We start from the raw sequence: 17,000 nt of genomic DNA on the forward strand, positions 1-17,000 counted from the left end.
TTTTCGTCTCAGATCCTGCGTTGCATGCCTTGCCAGTACTGCTCACGCAAATCCTTCTTCAGTACCTTGCCAACGGTGCTGCGAGGCAGGGCGGCGACAAAGTCCACGCTCTTCGGGGCCTTGACGGAGCCGAGCTTCTCCTTGCACAGCGCGACAAGTTCCTGGGCGCTCACGGTCTGGCCTGCGTTGAGTTCCACCACCGCTTTCACGGCCTCGCCCCACTTCTCGTCAGGCACACCAATTACCGCGCAGTCTTGTACCGCCGGATGCGCCCAGATGACCTGTTCGACTTCGCTCGGATACACGTTGAAGCCGCCGCTGATGATCATGTCCTTCTTGCGATCGGTGATATGCAGGTACCCATCGGCGTCCAGGTGACCGACGTCACCGGTGTGCAGCCATCCGTCGATAATGGTCTCAGCGGTCTTGTCCGGGGCCTTGTGGTAGCCCTTCATGATGAGGTCGCCACGTACGCAGATCTCGCCGGTCTCGCCTTGCGGTAGCACTTCGCCCTGGTCGTTCAGGATCTCGACACGGATCAGCGGGTTCGGACGCCCTACCGAAGACAGCCGTTCATCGGACGCGATCTTCCCGTCGACGAAGTGTTCAGCCGGCGTCATGTTGGAAATCGATGCCGCTGCTTCGGTCTGCCCGTAGCCGCCCGCCATGACGGGGCCGAATACCTCGATGGCGCGCCTGAGCTTCTCGACTGACATTGGCGCGGCACCATAAAGGAAGTACTTGAGCGACGAGAAATCCTGGTTCTCAATGCCCGGAATATCGAGCAGCCGATAGATGACCGTTGGTGGCAGAAAGAACTCCGTGACCCGATGCCTGGCGATGGCGTCCAGCAGCAACGCGGGGTCGGGTTTCGGAAGCACCACCACGGTGCCGCCGCGTGCAGTGCACGGCAGCGACATCATCCCGGCGGTATGCGTCATGGGCGCCGCGGCGAGATTGACGGGACGCTGTGTGCCATACGGAAACGCGATCATGAACTGCGCGAAGTACGTCTGGAACGCACGGTGCGAGTTCATCACGCCTTTCGGCGCCCCAGTCGTACCACCCGTAGCCGACAGCGTCACGATATCGTCCATGTCGTAATCGACCCGTGGCATCGTCGATGGCTGCCCTGCACTCCATGTCGCCAGCGACGGTGCCCACGGCAAATCGGCGTCAAGGCATACCCAGAGCTTGACTTTCGGCAAGCCCAGGCGCAGGCCTTCGATGATCTCCGCGAACGCCTGGGTGAAGAACAGTGCCTCGCAGTCGAAGGCATCGAGCACGTACTGGTTCTCGGCAGGTGCGTTGCGCCCATTGACAGGGATGTACACCATGCCGGCCCGCCACATGCCCAGCGCGCACCCCCAACCGATCACGTCGTTGTCCGCCCAAACCGCTGCCTTCGCCTCCTTCTCGAACCCGGTGGCCAGAAGTCCGTTGGCGATGCGGCACGAAAGCTCACCGATCTCCTGGAACGAGAAGCTTCGCTCACCCTGGATATAGGCGATTCCGCAGGGGTTGATGCGCCACCCACGGTCGAAAAAATCAATGATTGCCATTTATGAACGCCTTCTTCAACTGAATTCGGCACCGCCCCAGGACAGCCTCCGGGGCGGTACGCTTGTATGTGTTCCGCGGCGGCCCGCCCGCTCACCTGGGCCGCAAGGGAAAAGCGATTACAGCTGCGAGATCGTGGCGCGCGCCAGACCGCGTTGCTCCAGGAAGCCCAGCAGATAGCGGTGTCCGAATGCCTTCGATCCGGAAGCGAAGCCGACCCTGGCTGCGTCTGCGTCGAGTAGCTTGATGGCGCCGGCTGCCTGAATGGCCCCGGTCGCGATGTATGGCGTGATGCCGTGCACAGTTGCCCGCACAGCCGCAAGCTGCCCACGACCGATTGCGAAGTCCACGGTACGATGCACCGCCGTGCGCTCGCGCGGCGGCATGGTTGGGGTGGTCGAATCAACGAGCTGCTTCAGCACCGCATCCTGTTGTTCCCGCGGCAGGCTCGCGTACTCGGCGTCCCACTTCTGGCCAAGCGCGTGCACCATCTGCATCGCGTTGTTGTCATAGAAGCCCACGCACGAGATGCAGCTGCGCACGCGTGGGTCGTGCTCGAAGTACACAGGCAGCGACGTTCCGCCCCACGGCAGCGCAAACACCGACTGCAGGAAGTCAGGGGAGCTCACGTTGAACGAGGCGTGCTTGTCATGCGGCACCAGCGCCTTCTCCCACAGATAGCTGGATTCCTGACGATAGCCTTCGAAGATGGTCGCCGTGGAGCCCACGCTCACGCCAGCGCCGTGGCCACGCGGGCCACGCGTCAACGTAGCTGTTTCCAGCGCATCGACACCCGGCGTCTCCAGTGCCAGTTCGGCGGCGATCTCAGCGAACGAGTACATGTACGCATTCGACGGCGACACCAGCAACCCTGCTTGTCGATACAGCTCGCCGAATTGCTCGCGCACCTGGCGGATGTAGTGCTGCTCGCCGGTGGTGTCGAGATAATGGCAGCCAGCCTTGAGTGCCGCCTCCACCGCGACCAGCCCGAAGTTAAAGAACGGCCCGACGGTATTGCACACTACCTTGGCTCCACGGAATGCATTCACAAGCGAATCCACGTTGTGGTCCGCTTCGATGATCTCGTAGTTGGCCGACTCAAGGCGCACAACGCGCTGCGCCATCATCTCCTTCGTCCGGCCGGCGTTTCGGGCGACGGCTGTGAAAGGAATGTTCTGGTCGATCAACCAGTCCATGATCAACATTCCGGTGTAACCGCTTGCGCCATAAACGACGACGGGGTGCTTTGCCATGGTTGTCTCCTGCTATTTGGGTTGGTGAATATTGAATGCGTCAAACGCGCAATCAGAGCCGCGATTCAGCCTGATCGTTTGTAGTACACATGAACAAAGGTAGGTCATCATGACAACTAAAAAAAGAAAAAAAAAGACAGGGATTACCCTGTCTTTTTGCCGTCAGGCCCGCAGAAAAAAATGCCGTGCGGGCACGGCATCGAAAGACCCCAGAGGAGACCACCGCCCGGGATCCTGGAGGCATGACCTGCGCGAACGCTTCCGACGGCTCCGCCAATGGAGCCGGCCGCCGCACCGACGCATGCGCAGGCCTGGTATCAGCGGCTGGGCAGTATTCCGGCGAGGTAGTGCGCCACCACTGGAATGTCTTCGCTGGACAGCGTCGCTGCCAGGCCATTCATCGCACCCGTCGGGTCCTTGCGCATGCCCGTCTTGAAGTCAGCAAGCTGCTTCGCAAGATAGTCCTGCCCTTGCCCTGCCAGTCGCGGAGCCTGGTCTTTGCCCATCAGCGTCGCACCATGGCAAGCCTGGCAACTTCGCGCCTGGACCAAGGCCAGCCCTCGTTTTTCGAGCTCCGCATTAGCCGGAACGTCCTCGTTGCGCGTCGGAACCTGTTTGGCAAAGTAGTCGGCCAAGACCTCTATTTGCGCATCGCTCAGATCCTTCGAGAGGGGGACCATGTAGGGATTACGACGCTGGTCGCTGGCGAACGCGTGCAACTGCGCAGCGATATACGCCTTTGGCAGCCCCGACAGCGCCGGATACCAGGCATTGCGCGATTGCCCGCGTGGCCCATGACAGACGAAGCACGTTTCCTGCTGCTGCGGCCACGTGCCGGCATCTGTCCTGTTCGCTTCGCCGATCTGGTACATGGCCTTTTCGTAGCGCATGCCGTCCAACAAATCACGTCCGTAGAGCGCGCCCACGCCCACTGCAGCTGCAACCACCACCACGGCGAGGATGATCAAGATCCGCTTCATTTACGCCACCTCGCCTTGATTGGACAAAGCGGCCAGCGCCTGCAACGCGGCGCGGTGGCCGGAGCGCACCGCACCGTCCATCGCACCGGGCCAGATATCGGCGGTTTCCGTGCCTGACCAGATCAACCCGCCCACGGCGGGATGCAGGAATTTGCCCCACTTCGTCCAGAAACCCGCTGGAATCGGGTGGATGCATTGCAATGTCCAGGGATCGACGCGGCCCCAGTCATGATCGTGGAACTGCTTCGGATGCAGCGCCTTCTCTCCGAGAGCGCGTGCATAGATGGCCGACAGCGTTTGCTCGGCTGACTTCGGCTCGCTGGGCAGAGCTCCGGGCGCCACGAATGCGGCAATCACGCCAACCGAACCATCCGGCGGCGAATTGTCATAAGCCATGAACACCGGGCCGCCGACCTGATAGAGCATTCCGCAGTTGCCGTCTTCACGCCAGAACGGCTTGTCGTAGACGTGCACGGTCTTGCGCATGGGCGCGTTCGCGGGCCAGCGTTGCTGCAGTTGTGACCGGCCCTGGGGCAGCGGCGGGTCGAATACCACCTGATTGCACAATGCGGGGTTCATGGCGACGATCACCCGGCGTGCGCGCACCACGCCCTCATCGGTATGTACTTCCACGACATCGCGATCCCATCCCGCGATTTTGCGCACAGGGCGGGACAGCCTGACCTTGTCGCCCAAATCCTTCGCCATTTTGATACTAAGAATCTGCGAGCCGCCGACGAATCGCGTTTCCTGCGCGCCGCCCTTGAAGGCCTCAAGCTTCTCGTAGCTGCAATCGGCACTATTGATGATCGACAGGTAATGCAACATACCGAGCTGCGCCGGCGCCCCGCCGAGCGACAGTTTCGCAGCCAGCGCCAGGAAGTAACCTTCCTCATACTTCACGCCCTGCTGGAGCAGCCATTCTCCGTACGTCAGCTTGTCCAGCTCCGCGGCACGTTGTGCGTTCCAAGGTGCCGCGGAAGGAACGCCGCGTGCAAGCTCGCCAAGCCGGGCGCCGATGGCGTTATCACCGCCTGTACCACCATGAAAATCCTGCGCCACCTTTGCGTCACCCGCCAGGACGACGGTCTTGCCGGCGTAGTAGCTCGGAAAGGTGTCGACTTCGAGTTCGCGTGCGAGATCGGCGATCGCCGTCTGGCCCGGTCCGATCCACTGCCCGCCGGCTTCGGAGACGACACCGTTGCCGAGATCATGGTTGTAGGTGCGGCCGCCAACGCGGTCGCGCGCCTCCAGCACGACGAACGACTCGCACCCGGCACGCTTCAGATCTCGTGCAGCCGTCAGCCCTGCCAGCCCGCCACCGATGATGGCGACATCCAGCACGTCGCGATCCGCCGACGCCGCAGTAGTACCTTCCGCCAGTGACACCTTGCCTGCCGCCAGCGACGCGGCGCCCACAGCAGCCATGCGAAGGAGCTGACGCCGCCCTGGCACATCTGGATTGTTGTTCGGCATCACGCTCGACGCCTCATCCATTTTCATAGCTTCTCTCATTCTTACCTTAATCATCGCCAGAACGGCGGACCTGCTCAGAGCCCCGCCAACACGCCCTCGTTCGAGTACAGAATCGGCTTTCCGGCTGCATCGATCACGGCGGCGTTCAGTGCCGCCCGATCCTCACGCTGAGCGACTTCCAGCGGCGCTCCGTCTTCACGCTGCTTCAGCACCAGCCCATCGAGCCCGACAGCCACCAGACCCTTATTCGTTGCAACGAGATTGGTGATCGAGCTCTTCGTCCTCGCTTTCAGCTCAGACCAGGTCGCGCCGCCGTCGCTGCTTTGGAACAGGCTGCCGAGAAGGCCACCCACCACGATCCGGCCGTCTGGCATCGCCACGCCCGACCATAGCGAGCCCCTTCCGCCCGTCGTCAGGTAGCTCCAGTTCGCCCCACCATCGGTCGACTTGAGCACCGTCCCCTGCTCTGCGGAGATGTAAAGCGCGCCCTGGCGATCTGCAAACACGTGGTACAGGTTGCGGTCCGCCTTGCCGCCGCCAGGTGGCTTGGGTAGCACGGTGCGCGTCCACGTCTTGCCGCCATCATGAGTCTGCAGCATCAACGACCACAAACCGACAGCGACGCCATCGTGGTCGTTGGTGAAGTGTACGGAGAACAGTGGCTGATCGACTGCCGCGTCCATCCGTTGCTCTTCCCACGTTTCGCCGCCGTCGGCGGTCATCAGAATCACGCCCCACTGCCCGACCACCCAGCCGTGCTTGTCATCAGCGAAGGTAACGGCGGAAAGCGTGGCCGCAACCGGCACACGACGGGCTTGCCTGTAGGTTTTTCCTTCGTCGTCCGACAGCAGGACGATGCCCTGCTCCCCCACGGCAACGATGCGCTTGCCAGCACGGGTTGCGTCCAACAGCATCATGTGGGTCGGATCGGTCCAGGCGTGAGCTGGCTTCGTTGCCCAGGTAGTCACTGCTCCTTCAGATTGAGCGAACGCTACCGTGGCCGCACACAGCGCAATGCTTGCAACTAGAGTTTTAATCATGGCTAGGTCTCTGTCATTCCATTCGCGAGCATCAGTGGCTAAACAGGCCGGGCGCGCGTGCCCGCTGGCGACGCGGAAACCAACGCTCGAGCACCGAGGCCAACGCCGGCAACGCAGTCATCGCCATCAGCAGGTTGACAAGGAACATGAAGGCCAGCAGCTTGCCCATGTCCGCCTGGAACTTGAGCGCCGAGAAGCTCCACGTCGCCACGCCGATCGCGAGCGTGATGGCCGTAAAGATCGTCGCCACGCCAACTTCGAGCATCGCGTGCTGCACGGCTTTGACGATGTTCTGACCACCGGCCAGGTGAGCTTGCAGCCGGTTGTAAATGTAGAAGGCATAGTCGACACCAATACCCACTGCCAGGACCATTACGGGTAGCGTGGCGACCGTCAGGCCGATCTTCAATTCCTTCATGAACCAGTAGCCGATGAACGTGGCTACCGACAGCGGCACGCAGCAGGCCAGCATCGCGCGCCAGTCTCGATAGGCGAGAAACACAAGAATAAGGATCGCCGCGTATACGTACAGCATCATCGGCAGTTCGCTCTTCTCCACCTCGTCATTGGTGGCGGCAAGCACGCCGGCGTTACCTGCCGCGAGACGGATGTTGATGCCCTGGAACGGATGCGATGCACGGTATTGCTTTACGTCGTCAAGAATCCTGTTGATCGTCGTCGCCTTGTGATCGGTCAGGAACAGGTGGACGGCGGTCATGCCGCAATCGGCCGACATGAAGCCCTTCAGACGTCCGACGTCGACCGAGACCGCACCATAGGTCTCCGGATCGATCGGAACGACGTTCATCTTCGGATAGTCTTCGTTGTAGCCCTTGTTATAGGCTCGTAGCATTCCCGAGTACGACTGTACGGACACTACGCCAGGCTCCGTGCGCATGGTTGCCGCGAACTCGTCTTCATACAACCCTACAGCCGGGTTGTCGCACGCCTTGCCGCTTGACTCGATCGCGACGGAAAGCCAGTCGAGACCCATGTCGTAGTTGCCTGCAATCGACGTCGCGTCCTGGTTGAAACGGGCATCCTCACGCAACTCCGGCGCACCCGGCTGCAGTGTTCCGATCACGCGGTCGCGGCTCTGCCACGCTGAGAGAGCAAACACCAGTACGGTCACGGCGAGCGTGACCCCCGCGAACTTCGGCTCAGCCACCCGCGCCAGAACACGTAGCGGCTTTGCGCGCTGCTGGGCGCGCGCCAGAGACTTGTCGGCATACTCCTGCGAGAAATTGAAGCATGAGGCGGCAACCGGCAGCAGGATCAGGTTCGTCACGATCTTGTACACCACACCCAGCGATGCGGTGATCGCGAGCTCACGCACCATCGGAATTGGAATCAGCAGCAGCGTAATGAACGACACGAAGGCTGTGATGAGTGCCAGCACGCCCGGAATCAGCAGTCCGCTGAAACTGTGACGCGCGGCGTCGAACGAACTATGCCCGTGCGCAATCTCGCGAACGATGTAGTTCACTTGCTGGACACCGTGGGAGACCCCGATCGCGAACACGAGGAATGGCACCAGCACCGCGAGCGGGTCCAGGCCAAAGCCAAGGAGTTTCAGCGTACCGAACTGCCAGACCAGCGACGTCAGCGAACAGACGATCAACAGCACCGTGAAGCGCACAGAATGGCAGTACCAGTACACCGCGAGTGCCGTCAACAACAGCGCGATGACACAGAAGCCCAGGACACCCGTTGCACCGTCCGCGATGTCTCCGATCTGCTTGGCGAAGCCAATAATCTGGACTTCGTAGCCAGCATCTTCAAATGGCTTGCGAATCTGCGCTTCGAGCAGATGGTTGAACGCCACATAATCAAGCGCCTTGCCGGCGCCATCCCGCTCGTTCAGTTCAGCCGTGATCATCGCGCTGTCTTCGTTGTGCGAGACGAGCGTGCCCACGTAGCCACCGAGCGTCGTTGCCCGACGGATCTTCGCCACCACTTCTGGCGTCAGTTGATCGGGCGTGATCGAACCGGAGATGATCGGCTCCGCGCGAAATCCCTCATCGGTGATCTCGTTGACGAAGGAGTTGGGCGTCCACAGCGACCGCACCCCAATGCGGTCGACGTTCGGCAGGTAGGTGACCGCCTGGGTGACCTTGTACAGGCGCGTCAGCCCTTCCGGCGTCCAGATCGAACCTTTCCTGGCACGTACGACCACGGTGATCCGGTTGGCGCCCAGCAGATCAGACCGGTACTTCTGGAACGTCTGGATGTACTCATGGCCAATTGGCATCTGCTTCTCGAAGCCGGCATCCATGCGCAGTTGCACGGCGAACACCGCCATCAGTACGGTAAAAATGCCGATCACTGCGAGCACAACTGCCCGGTGGCCAAAGAAGGCTCTTTCCAGCCCGTTGACAAGACGATTCAACACGACACTACTCCTTCAAGTATTCCGGCGGCGCCTCACGGGTGCCACCTCTCGCGGGTGCGCCCCGTCAGAAATTCCGCGTCACGAACAAGCCGACGAAATTTCGATCCGAGTAGGGGTTGCCCACCGTATTGTGGCCGCCCCAGAACATTGTGTAATTGATGCCCGCCTGCCAGACGGTTGGGTTCTGGTTGAAGAGGATGTAGAGGTTTGCCGACTTCAAGCCCTGCATGTAATTGGCTGAGAACGTCGGTGTGTACCCATAGAGTCCGGCGGAGAACGTCACACCGGGCGTCACCTGCCAGCCGGGGATCAGCGTGCCGTCATATGTCCAGTTGAAATCGATCGTCGTGCCTACTGAACTCGACGTACCCCGCCCCATTCCAATTGGGTAGCCCGTGCCCGAGTTCTGATTCAGCCAGGTCAGGTATCCGGTCTGGGGCAACTGCGTGACTTGTTGCCCATTGATGGTGCGTGTGACACCGCCCGAGCTCAGGCCGGGGTAGTAGATCCACGTGAGCTCCGTCGTCAGCGTTCCCGAGTCCGCGCCAAGCAGCTTGAGAAACGGATACTCGCTGCGAGTGAGCGCCAGCAAGCCGTTGATGCCGAACTGGAGCTTTTTCTTGTCAACCCACTGCTGGCAGTTGACCCCCGCTGCGTTCACATTCAGATCGGGCGGGCCGCCGGCGCCGTAGCAGCTCGACAGCGCCACGGCGTCTCGCGGGCGATACGACAGTTCGGTGCCGATGGCCCAGGGGCCAAGCGGGAAGTTGGCGCTGACGCCAAAGAGCTGACGGTTTGCAAGGTTCGACCACTGCAGCGTATTGTTCGCGAAGGATGTCAGCACCGGCGACTTGTCGGTGTAGTTTTCGTAATAGAACGCAAAGTTCGCATCGATGGTGCGCGGCGCGTAGTTGAACTTCACACCGAACTGCGGCTTGAACTTCGAAGGCAGCCTGCTATAGACGGGAAGACCGAAGGAATCGGCAAACTCACCGTTGACGAGACCATTGTTGATCGCGGCAATCGTGGCCGGATCATGGGCGTTCCGCCCGGTCATGCCCGCGATCGTTCCTGCGCTCGGGCCGTTCGCATTCAGGTTGTTCGGATTGACGGTGAACGGCTCGGTGCCGCGGCCAACGACGTTCGACACCGACCAGTACGACCCAACTGGCGGGAAGCGGTTGCCGTTCCACATGAACTGGTAATAGGCCTCGGTGCTTACCCCGTGGGACAGATCGGCGGCAAAGCTCAACATCGGCGCCGGCAACACCGCCTGCTTGAGCTGCGAACCCGGGATCATCAGCTTCTGGTAATCGAGCGAGTTGGTGGCGCTGATGCCGCCCGTGGCGAACATGCTCTCGCCCCAGTTGATCACCTGGTTGCCGAGGCGAACGTGCGCATTCCGGTCGGAAATCGTGAAGTCCTTCTGGGCCCACAAGTCAAGCAGTTGCGCGTTGTAGACAATCTGCTGCTGCGCCTCGCTTGTGAGCTGCGTTCGCTCCGTGTTCTTGGCCATGAAGTCGTACATGCCCGTGCCACGCGCCATGAACTTGAGTCCCTGGCTGGGCATCGTCAGCAGCAGCTCGCTGGTCGCACTCAGATACGTGCTGAACGGCTTCCCTTTCTTGTAGTTCAGGTCACCGTTGTCGCCGGCACCCCATTGATCCACATTGGCCGCAGCGCCGCAGCCGTTCGCGTTCGGGTCCCCGGTGAGAGAGCAGCTTGGGGTCTTGGTCCGTACCGCCGCGCCGGCGGTGATGTTGCTCACCAGCGATCCCTTGATGGCATCGTCCGTTCCCGCGGTGAAATCAAAAGCGTACGCACCTGATGTTGCCGCCCCCAACACAGCAAGCGAGATCGTCGTGCGCGCCAGAGTTCTCTTTGTTTTCATCTCTCTCCTCCATCTCTTCCCATACCGGCGCGCGCCTCCTCAAACGCGCGCCGGCGCCGGCCCCGGCTCGCCCGAAGCAGCAAACTCTATCGCTCGCTGACTGATCTCAGCGTTTCCGCGGAGAAGAAGTCCGTCTTGAATCGCGAATCATTGGTCTGTTGATACCAGTGAAGATCCTTGCCCTGGCCGATCGTCGACTGATCGAACACGTATCGTCCATTGATCACGTCGTACTGCACGAACGGTTCGTTGTCACACGCGCCACCAAGCTCCCACACCGGGATGGGGTAGCTCTCCCGCACCTTCCACAACTTGCCCTGCGCGTCGTAGTCCTCTCCGATCAGTGCCATCCAGCTGTCCTCGTCGAGATAGAGGACCTTCTTCGACGCAACGTGGCGCGCGCTGGGCTTGAGGGTTGCCTCGACCACCCAGACGCGATGCATTTCGTAGCGACGGTTCTTGGACGCGATGCCGTCAGGCGTAGCAACGTCACGCAGCTTCTCGTTGAACTTGAGCATGCCGAACGCGTTGTACGGGACGAGCAGCTCCTTCTTGCCCACGAGCTTCCAGTTGAAGCGATCGATGGCGCCATAGAACATGTTGGCTTCGTCGATCAGGTACTGGTTCTCCATGCCGATGACCGGCGCATCGTACAAATAGGCCGGCATACGGCGCACACGCCGCTGCCCCGGGAAGTAGTAGAACGTCTCCGACGTCTTGTTGAAGTACTGGCGTTGCACGAACGCCTGCCCGGCCAGCGCTGGCGGCGACTCGATCTTGAAAAACGCGGCGTTGCTGAGCTGATCGACGTCCTGCGGTGTCGTCTTGCCAGGCTTCGCCCATGGGAAGAACACGTGCTGCGGAGCGATCGCATCGATCCAATCGCCACCGCCCGGACGAGGGGAAACCACGGTCGCCATCCGCGGCCACTCCAGTCCTTCGCCGCGGTACCGGTAGATGTAGTTCAGGATGGCTTCGGCACCAGTCTTCGGTTGGGGGAAAGCGATCCCTGGGAGGACTGCGGTTTGCAGTTGCTCGCCGGTCGAGTCCATCTTCGCTTCGGCGAGATTCGCCTTGGAGTTCTGCGCAACGTAGTCAGGCACCTGGCATTCGCGATGGGACGGATACACGTCCATCTGATAGCCCTTCTTCTGCTTGATCAGCGCGACCTGGCCCGGAGTCAGCTTGTCTGCATACTTGTCGACGTTCGACGCATCAATCGAATACAGCGGCTTCTCGTTGCGATGCTTCCAGAAATCGCCACGAATCTTGCCCCACTCCCACCCAGCGTCGGGCGACTGCTTGCCTGTGTAGGCCGGCACGGCGCCATCCTTGCTGGCCGCGCGATCGCCACCCTCCGGCGTGAGATCTTCCGCCATGGCGGCGGTCCCGATCACAAGACATACCGCAGCCGCGATCGTGGACACGGCTGCAAATCTGGACATTTTCATCATGAGTCTCCTACCGATAACTTCCTCGCTCGCTTGCGTAGGATTCAACGCATTTGTCGAGGGAAAAATTGCGAGTCGCGCGTAAAAGCACAGCGTGCTATTGCAGGCTAGGCCGCTGTTCTCAGCCGCGCTACTCGCCCGACGGCCACGTCACTCCTTGCCTGACCCAGCCACCGCCACTGCCCGTATCTCGATGACCAACTCGGGAAGCGCCAATTGCGTTACCCCCACCGCCGTCCAGGATGGATAGCGGCTCGGGAAATACGCGTCCTTGACCGCCGTGAATGTCTCGATCTCGCCGCGAAGATCCGTGTGAAAGGTCGTAAGCTCAACGACATCCGCCAGGCTGGCGCCCGCCTCCTCGAGAACCAGATTCAGGCACTCGAACGCAATCTGTGCCTGCGCCTGCATGCCCTCGCCAGCCTTGCCCTGCGCGTCGATCCCGACCTGCCCGGACACCCAGATCGTGTCGCCGACGCGCGTTGCCGGCGAGAAGTGGTAGGCGTCGTAGAACGCCTGGAACGGGGCCGGGACGATCGATTGCCGTTTGTTGGTCAATGCCATGGTTGAACCTCTTTTCTCAGAAAATTTGACGGAAGCAGGAAGCGCGGAACGGATCGCCCGCCTTCAGGTGCGAGAGCTCATCGACGAACAGAACGCCCGCCGTGCCGTAGCCCGAGCGGCTGTTTTCGGGAAGTGGGCTGAAGATGGCGTCGTCGCCAAAGAAGCGGAGTACGAGCGTGTGGCGATCAGGAAAATCGGCGTCTGTCGCCCCGCCGCCATGCAGCGAGGCCGGATGCAGCAACAGCACATCGCCCGGTTTCGTGGCCCACGAGATGATGTCGTAGGCGTCCGGGTTGGAGCGGCGCTCAGCTTCGATATCAGGCATCCGCGGCCAGTGCGGCACAGCGGAGTCGCCATGCAACGGGTCGGTTGGGTCATCGAGACTCTGGAACGTAGTGCCGTCATATCGCGTGCCGCGATGCGACCCGCGAACGATCTCAAGCGCATTGCGCTTCGGAACAGCCTCGAAGCTGATCCAGGCGTTGCCCCAATGTTTCCCCGCCCAAGGCAGGTAGGAGGTGTCCTGGTGCCAGCACGAGCGTGCGGCTTTGCCACCGGCCTTGAGGAAGAGCTCCTCAGCGAAATACCAGACGTGCTTGGAACCCCATAGCTCAGCGAACCTCTGGCCAAGTGGGAGTTCGCTGACCAGGTCATCCAACCGCTTCTTCGCAAGCGGATTGGCGTTGTCGACATGCGACTTTTGCTCGGTGCCTTCGAAGACCGTGCTGACGCTAGGGCCTGGGTTATTGATGCCCCAGTCAAAGACGGCCCTGCATTGCGCGAGCGCCTCCTGGTTGAGGCAGCCCTCAATGACAACAGCACCATCCTCGGCAAAGGCCTTGCGCGTGGATTCATTCATCGCTGATCTCCTGACTCGACAGTTGCATGGCAGCCAACCATGAGTACTTGCCGCCACATTTTTAGTAGTACGAAATACCAAAGTTAGGTAACTATGATAAAAATTGGACGAAAAAGAAAGACAGGGATTTCCCTGTCATCGATGTGGCGTTGACATCATCCGGCGCAACGGAGGTCACGCAGGCTTGAACCGGCATCGCCGTAGTAGGGCCCGAGACCAGGGCCATCGAGAAACGAATGCTATCCCGCCATCACGCCCATCACGCCTCACAATCGCACTTTACGTGTTTGTCTCTTTGTCCTATTCTAGGACACAAGCACCATTAACTGCGGCGGGACGGCAGGGGAAGTTGGCAAAATGAGTGGCGAGTCGAGCAGCAAACGGGCAATGAGAGGACGCATACCGTCCAGCGTGATAGCGGGCGTGGCGGCAGCCCTCATGCTCTGCATGGCGGCGGCGCTGGGCGTTGCCCCGCTCAACGCCTACGATGATGCCGAGACGCCTCTCCATCGGGAAAGCCTGCGCATGCCAGACATGCGAGGGCAACTTGAGAAACTGGCGGATGCTGGCGCCACTTATGTCCACGAGGCGTCCATACAGCGCAGCGACACCATCGCCACGCTATTCGTTCGGCTCGGCGTCGATGATCCCGACGCGCAGGAATTCATTCGCAAGAGCGCTACTGCGCGCCCATTCTTCGATCTCGAACCGGGCCAGATCGTGCTGGCCGAAGTCGACCAGGACAACCTCCTTGTCTCGTTGCGTGCCACGCTTGGCGGCGACGTATCTGTCGCGCACGAAATGGTTGTCGAGCGGACCGGCGGCCCCAACCGACCGGACTTCACGACGAACCTGCATGCCGTCAAGAACGAACTGCGCTATGAGATGCGTTCCGGCCTCGTCGCAGCGGATGGCTTCTTCAAGGCGATGGATGCTGCGGACGTACCCGACGACATCGTCCGGCAAATGATCTCTATCTTCTCAGGTGTCGTCGATTTCCACTCCGGTATCGTGCCAGGCGATCGCTTCCGCATTGTCTATGAGACTGGATTCCGAAACGGTACCCCGGTACGAAACGGACGTATCGTTGCGGTCGAACTCGTCAATCGGACCGAGCCCCACCAGGCTGTGTGGTACCCGGCCGACGGTAGCAACGACGGCGCCTATTACACCTTCGACGGCCGCCGCATGACGCGCACGTTTCTACGTTCGCCCGTCGAGTTTACGCGCGTGTCCTCGGGCTTCGGCTGGCGCGATCACCCACTGCACCATCAATGGGTCAAGCATAACGGCATCGACTTTGCCGCACCAACGGGAACCAGGGTTTTCGCCACGGCGGATGGCGCGGTCGAGTTTGCTGGCCAGCAAACCGGCTACGGCAACGTCGTTGTCCTCAAGCATCGAGACGGCTACTCGACCTACTACGCGCATCTTTCGAGATTCGCTGGCATCCGGCCAGGCGTGCGCGTCACGCAGGGGCAACTGATCGCGTACGTCGGGGAAACTGGCTGGGCAACCGGCCCGCACCTGCATTACGAGCTTCGCTTTCACGACGCGCCGCAGAACCCCTTGAGCGTCGTACTGATGGAACCGGCCACGTTGACCGGACTAGCGCGCCAGCGATTCCTGACCTATAAGAGCGCCTTGCTGGGCCGCCTCGACGCGCTACGCACCATTGACGTGGCGTCGAGCCGCAACTGAGGCATCCTGGCTGCCAGACTCCCTGGCGATCGAAGGCCATCTGGCAACGACGGAACAAAGTGGCTCACTAGATACCCAACATCGAGCGAGCGGACCCACCGGGCTTGCACCGGCTGCGGCAACGCGTATTCTGGTTCATGGTTCCTTATTCACGTCGATTCCGGCCGGTCGCGACCGGTCTCTTCCTTCACGGAGACGTCAGACCGCCGAGTGGGGGTAGATCATGCGCAAGCGGCCTCAGGACAGTTCGAACAATGATCGTCCCGTGGCGTCCGAATTCAGGGCGCGCGAGCCGCATTTCAGGCTGCTCGCTGACGGCATCCCTCACATGGTCATGACCGCCGATGCAAATGGTCAGATCGATTACTGCAATCGGCGGTGGTCAGCCTATACCGGCCTCAGCCTCGAGCAAACGCGGTCCGGAGCCTGGCAATCCGCCATACACCCCGAAGACTTCAACAACAACATCGACCGCTGGACGGAGGCGGTGGTGGCAGGAAGAGAATACGAGATCGAATATCGCTTAAGACGGGCGTCCGATGGCGCCTATCGATGGCACCTTGAGCGCGGGTCGCCACTCCGGGATATCGATGGGAAGATCGTGAAGTGGCTGGCGTCCTGCACCGACATCGAGGACCTCAAGCAGGCGCAGGCATCGGCCGAACGTGCCAACCGCGCAAAGTCCGAGTTCCTGTCAAGCATGAGCCATGAGTTGCGCAACCCGTTGAACGCCATCCTTGGCTTCGCGCAACTGATGGCCTCCGACTCCCCATCGCCATCTCCCTCGCAACAGGCAAGCATCGACCAAATTCTGAAGGCGGGCTGGCATTTGCTGGAGTTGGTCAATGAGGTTCTCGATCTTGCGAAGATAGAGGCCGGGCACATGTCGCTGTCCCCCGAGCCGGTTTCGGTCGTGGATATCTTGCGCGAATGTCACGCAATGCTTGAGCAACTGGCACTCAGGCGCGAGATTCGTATGCGATTTCCCGGGGGCGACTCCCCGTGCTTTGTGCGCGCTGACAGGACCCGGTTAAAGCAGATTCTCGTCAACCTGGTTTCCAATGCCATCAAGTACAACCGGAACCAGGGATCCGTCGAAATACAGTTGAACCCGAATGGCAATCGCCTGCGCATCAGTGTCTGCGACACCGGCGCGGGCTTGACGCCGGAACGGCTGGCACAACTATTCCAGCCGTTCAATCGTCTGGGGCATGAAGCTGGCCCAGTGGAAGGTACCGGCATCGGCCTGGTGGTAGCCAAGCGACTGGTCGAATTGATGGGGGGGGACATTGGCGCCGAGAGTACGCCGGGCGAGGGCAGCGTATTCTGGGTCGAACTACCCGCTGCGCGACCACCCGAAATGGCTGGCGAAAGCTCGGCAACGCACGTGCCCGTCAAGGCGCAAATCGAGTCACCCGCTTCGGTACGCACCCTGCTGTACGTGGAAGACAATCCTGCCAACCTGAACCTCGTCGAGCAACTCATCGCCCGCCGCGCCGATATACATTTCTCATCCGCGGTCACGGGAGCGTTGGGTGTCACGCTCGCCCGGGCCTCCCTGCCCGATGTGATCGTGATGGACATCAATTTGCCTGACATCAACGGCATCGAGGCACTGGAACGCCTGCGCGAAGACCCGAAGACCAGGCATATCCCGGTCATCGCCCTCAGTGCGAATGCAATGCCACGCGACATTGAAAGAGGCATCAAGGCAGGATTCTTCCGCTATCTGACCAAGCCGATCAAGATCCGTGAATTCATGGATGCGCTGAGCGCCGCGCTTGAACAACCGCAAGGCCGGACGACCCAAGGCTAATGAAAGTGGAATCTCGC

Annotated in this window: 12 protein-coding genes; 2 read left to right on the forward strand and 10 right to left on the reverse strand. The window is 60.9% G+C overall.

Annotated elements, in window-relative coordinates; genetic code table 11:
- Positions 1 to 8 precede the first annotated feature (8 nt).
- From ACX12D_RS35850 to ACX12D_RS35895, 10 genes are all read right to left on the reverse strand, one after another.
- A complete protein-coding gene (locus ACX12D_RS35850) occupies positions 9 to 1,562 on the reverse strand; it encodes a class I adenylate-forming enzyme family protein (RefSeq protein WP_459377355.1) in 1,554 nt (517 codons plus the stop codon).
- A 117-nt stretch (positions 1,563 to 1,679) separates the two neighbouring features.
- The gene (locus ACX12D_RS35855; protein ID WP_459377356.1) at positions 1,680 to 2,813 is read right to left on the reverse strand and encodes a saccharopine dehydrogenase family protein; all 1,134 of its coding nucleotides are present in this window, start codon (positions 2,811 to 2,813) and stop codon (positions 1,680 to 1,682) included.
- Positions 2,814 to 3,130: 317 nt separating this feature from the next.
- The gene (locus ACX12D_RS35860; RefSeq protein WP_459377357.1) at positions 3,131 to 3,793 is read right to left on the reverse strand and encodes a c-type cytochrome; all 663 of its coding nucleotides are present in this window, start codon (positions 3,791 to 3,793) and stop codon (positions 3,131 to 3,133) included.
- Positions 3,794 to 5,269, reverse strand: a complete 1,476-nt coding sequence (locus ACX12D_RS35865; protein WP_459377418.1) for a flavin monoamine oxidase family protein — start codon at positions 5,267 to 5,269, stop codon at positions 3,794 to 3,796.
- A gap of 74 nt (positions 5,270 to 5,343) precedes the next feature.
- On the reverse strand, positions 5,344 to 6,309 hold the full coding sequence (locus ACX12D_RS35870) for a WD40/YVTN/BNR-like repeat-containing protein (RefSeq protein WP_459377358.1): 966 nt from the start codon (positions 6,307 to 6,309) through the stop codon (positions 5,344 to 5,346).
- Between the two features lie 31 nt (positions 6,310 to 6,340).
- A complete protein-coding gene (locus ACX12D_RS35875) occupies positions 6,341 to 8,701 on the reverse strand; it encodes an efflux RND transporter permease subunit (RefSeq protein ID WP_459377359.1) in 2,361 nt (786 codons plus the stop codon).
- A 64-nt stretch (positions 8,702 to 8,765) separates the two neighbouring features.
- Positions 8,766 to 10,592 (reverse strand): DUF1302 domain-containing protein, encoded by a 1,827-nt coding sequence (locus ACX12D_RS35880; protein ID WP_459377360.1) that lies wholly within the window; start codon positions 10,590 to 10,592, stop codon positions 8,766 to 8,768.
- An 86-nt stretch (positions 10,593 to 10,678) separates the two neighbouring features.
- Positions 10,679 to 12,046, reverse strand: coding sequence for a DUF1329 domain-containing protein (locus ACX12D_RS35885; RefSeq protein WP_459377361.1), 1,368 nt, complete (start codon positions 12,044 to 12,046; stop codon positions 10,679 to 10,681).
- Positions 12,047 to 12,193: 147 nt separating this feature from the next.
- Positions 12,194 to 12,607, reverse strand: coding sequence for a RidA family protein (locus tag ACX12D_RS35890; protein WP_459377362.1), 414 nt, complete (start codon positions 12,605 to 12,607; stop codon positions 12,194 to 12,196).
- A 16-nt stretch (positions 12,608 to 12,623) separates the two neighbouring features.
- Positions 12,624 to 13,466 (reverse strand): phytanoyl-CoA dioxygenase family protein, encoded by an 843-nt coding sequence (locus tag ACX12D_RS35895; protein WP_459377363.1) that lies wholly within the window; start codon positions 13,464 to 13,466, stop codon positions 12,624 to 12,626.
- A gap of 387 nt (positions 13,467 to 13,853) precedes the next feature.
- Between ACX12D_RS35895 and ACX12D_RS35900 the strand changes: the two genes are divergently transcribed.
- Both ACX12D_RS35900 and ACX12D_RS35905 read left to right on the forward strand, forming a co-directional pair.
- Positions 13,854 to 15,167, forward strand: a complete 1,314-nt coding sequence (locus ACX12D_RS35900; RefSeq protein ID WP_459377364.1) for a peptidoglycan DD-metalloendopeptidase family protein — start codon at positions 13,854 to 13,856, stop codon at positions 15,165 to 15,167.
- A 223-nt stretch (positions 15,168 to 15,390) separates the two neighbouring features.
- Positions 15,391 to 16,983, forward strand: coding sequence for a PAS domain-containing hybrid sensor histidine kinase/response regulator (locus ACX12D_RS35905; protein WP_459377365.1), 1,593 nt, complete (start codon positions 15,391 to 15,393; stop codon positions 16,981 to 16,983).
- The last annotated feature ends 17 nt before the right edge of the window (positions 16,984 to 17,000 follow it).

Source organism: Cupriavidus sp. PET2-C1 (assembly GCF_054515855.1).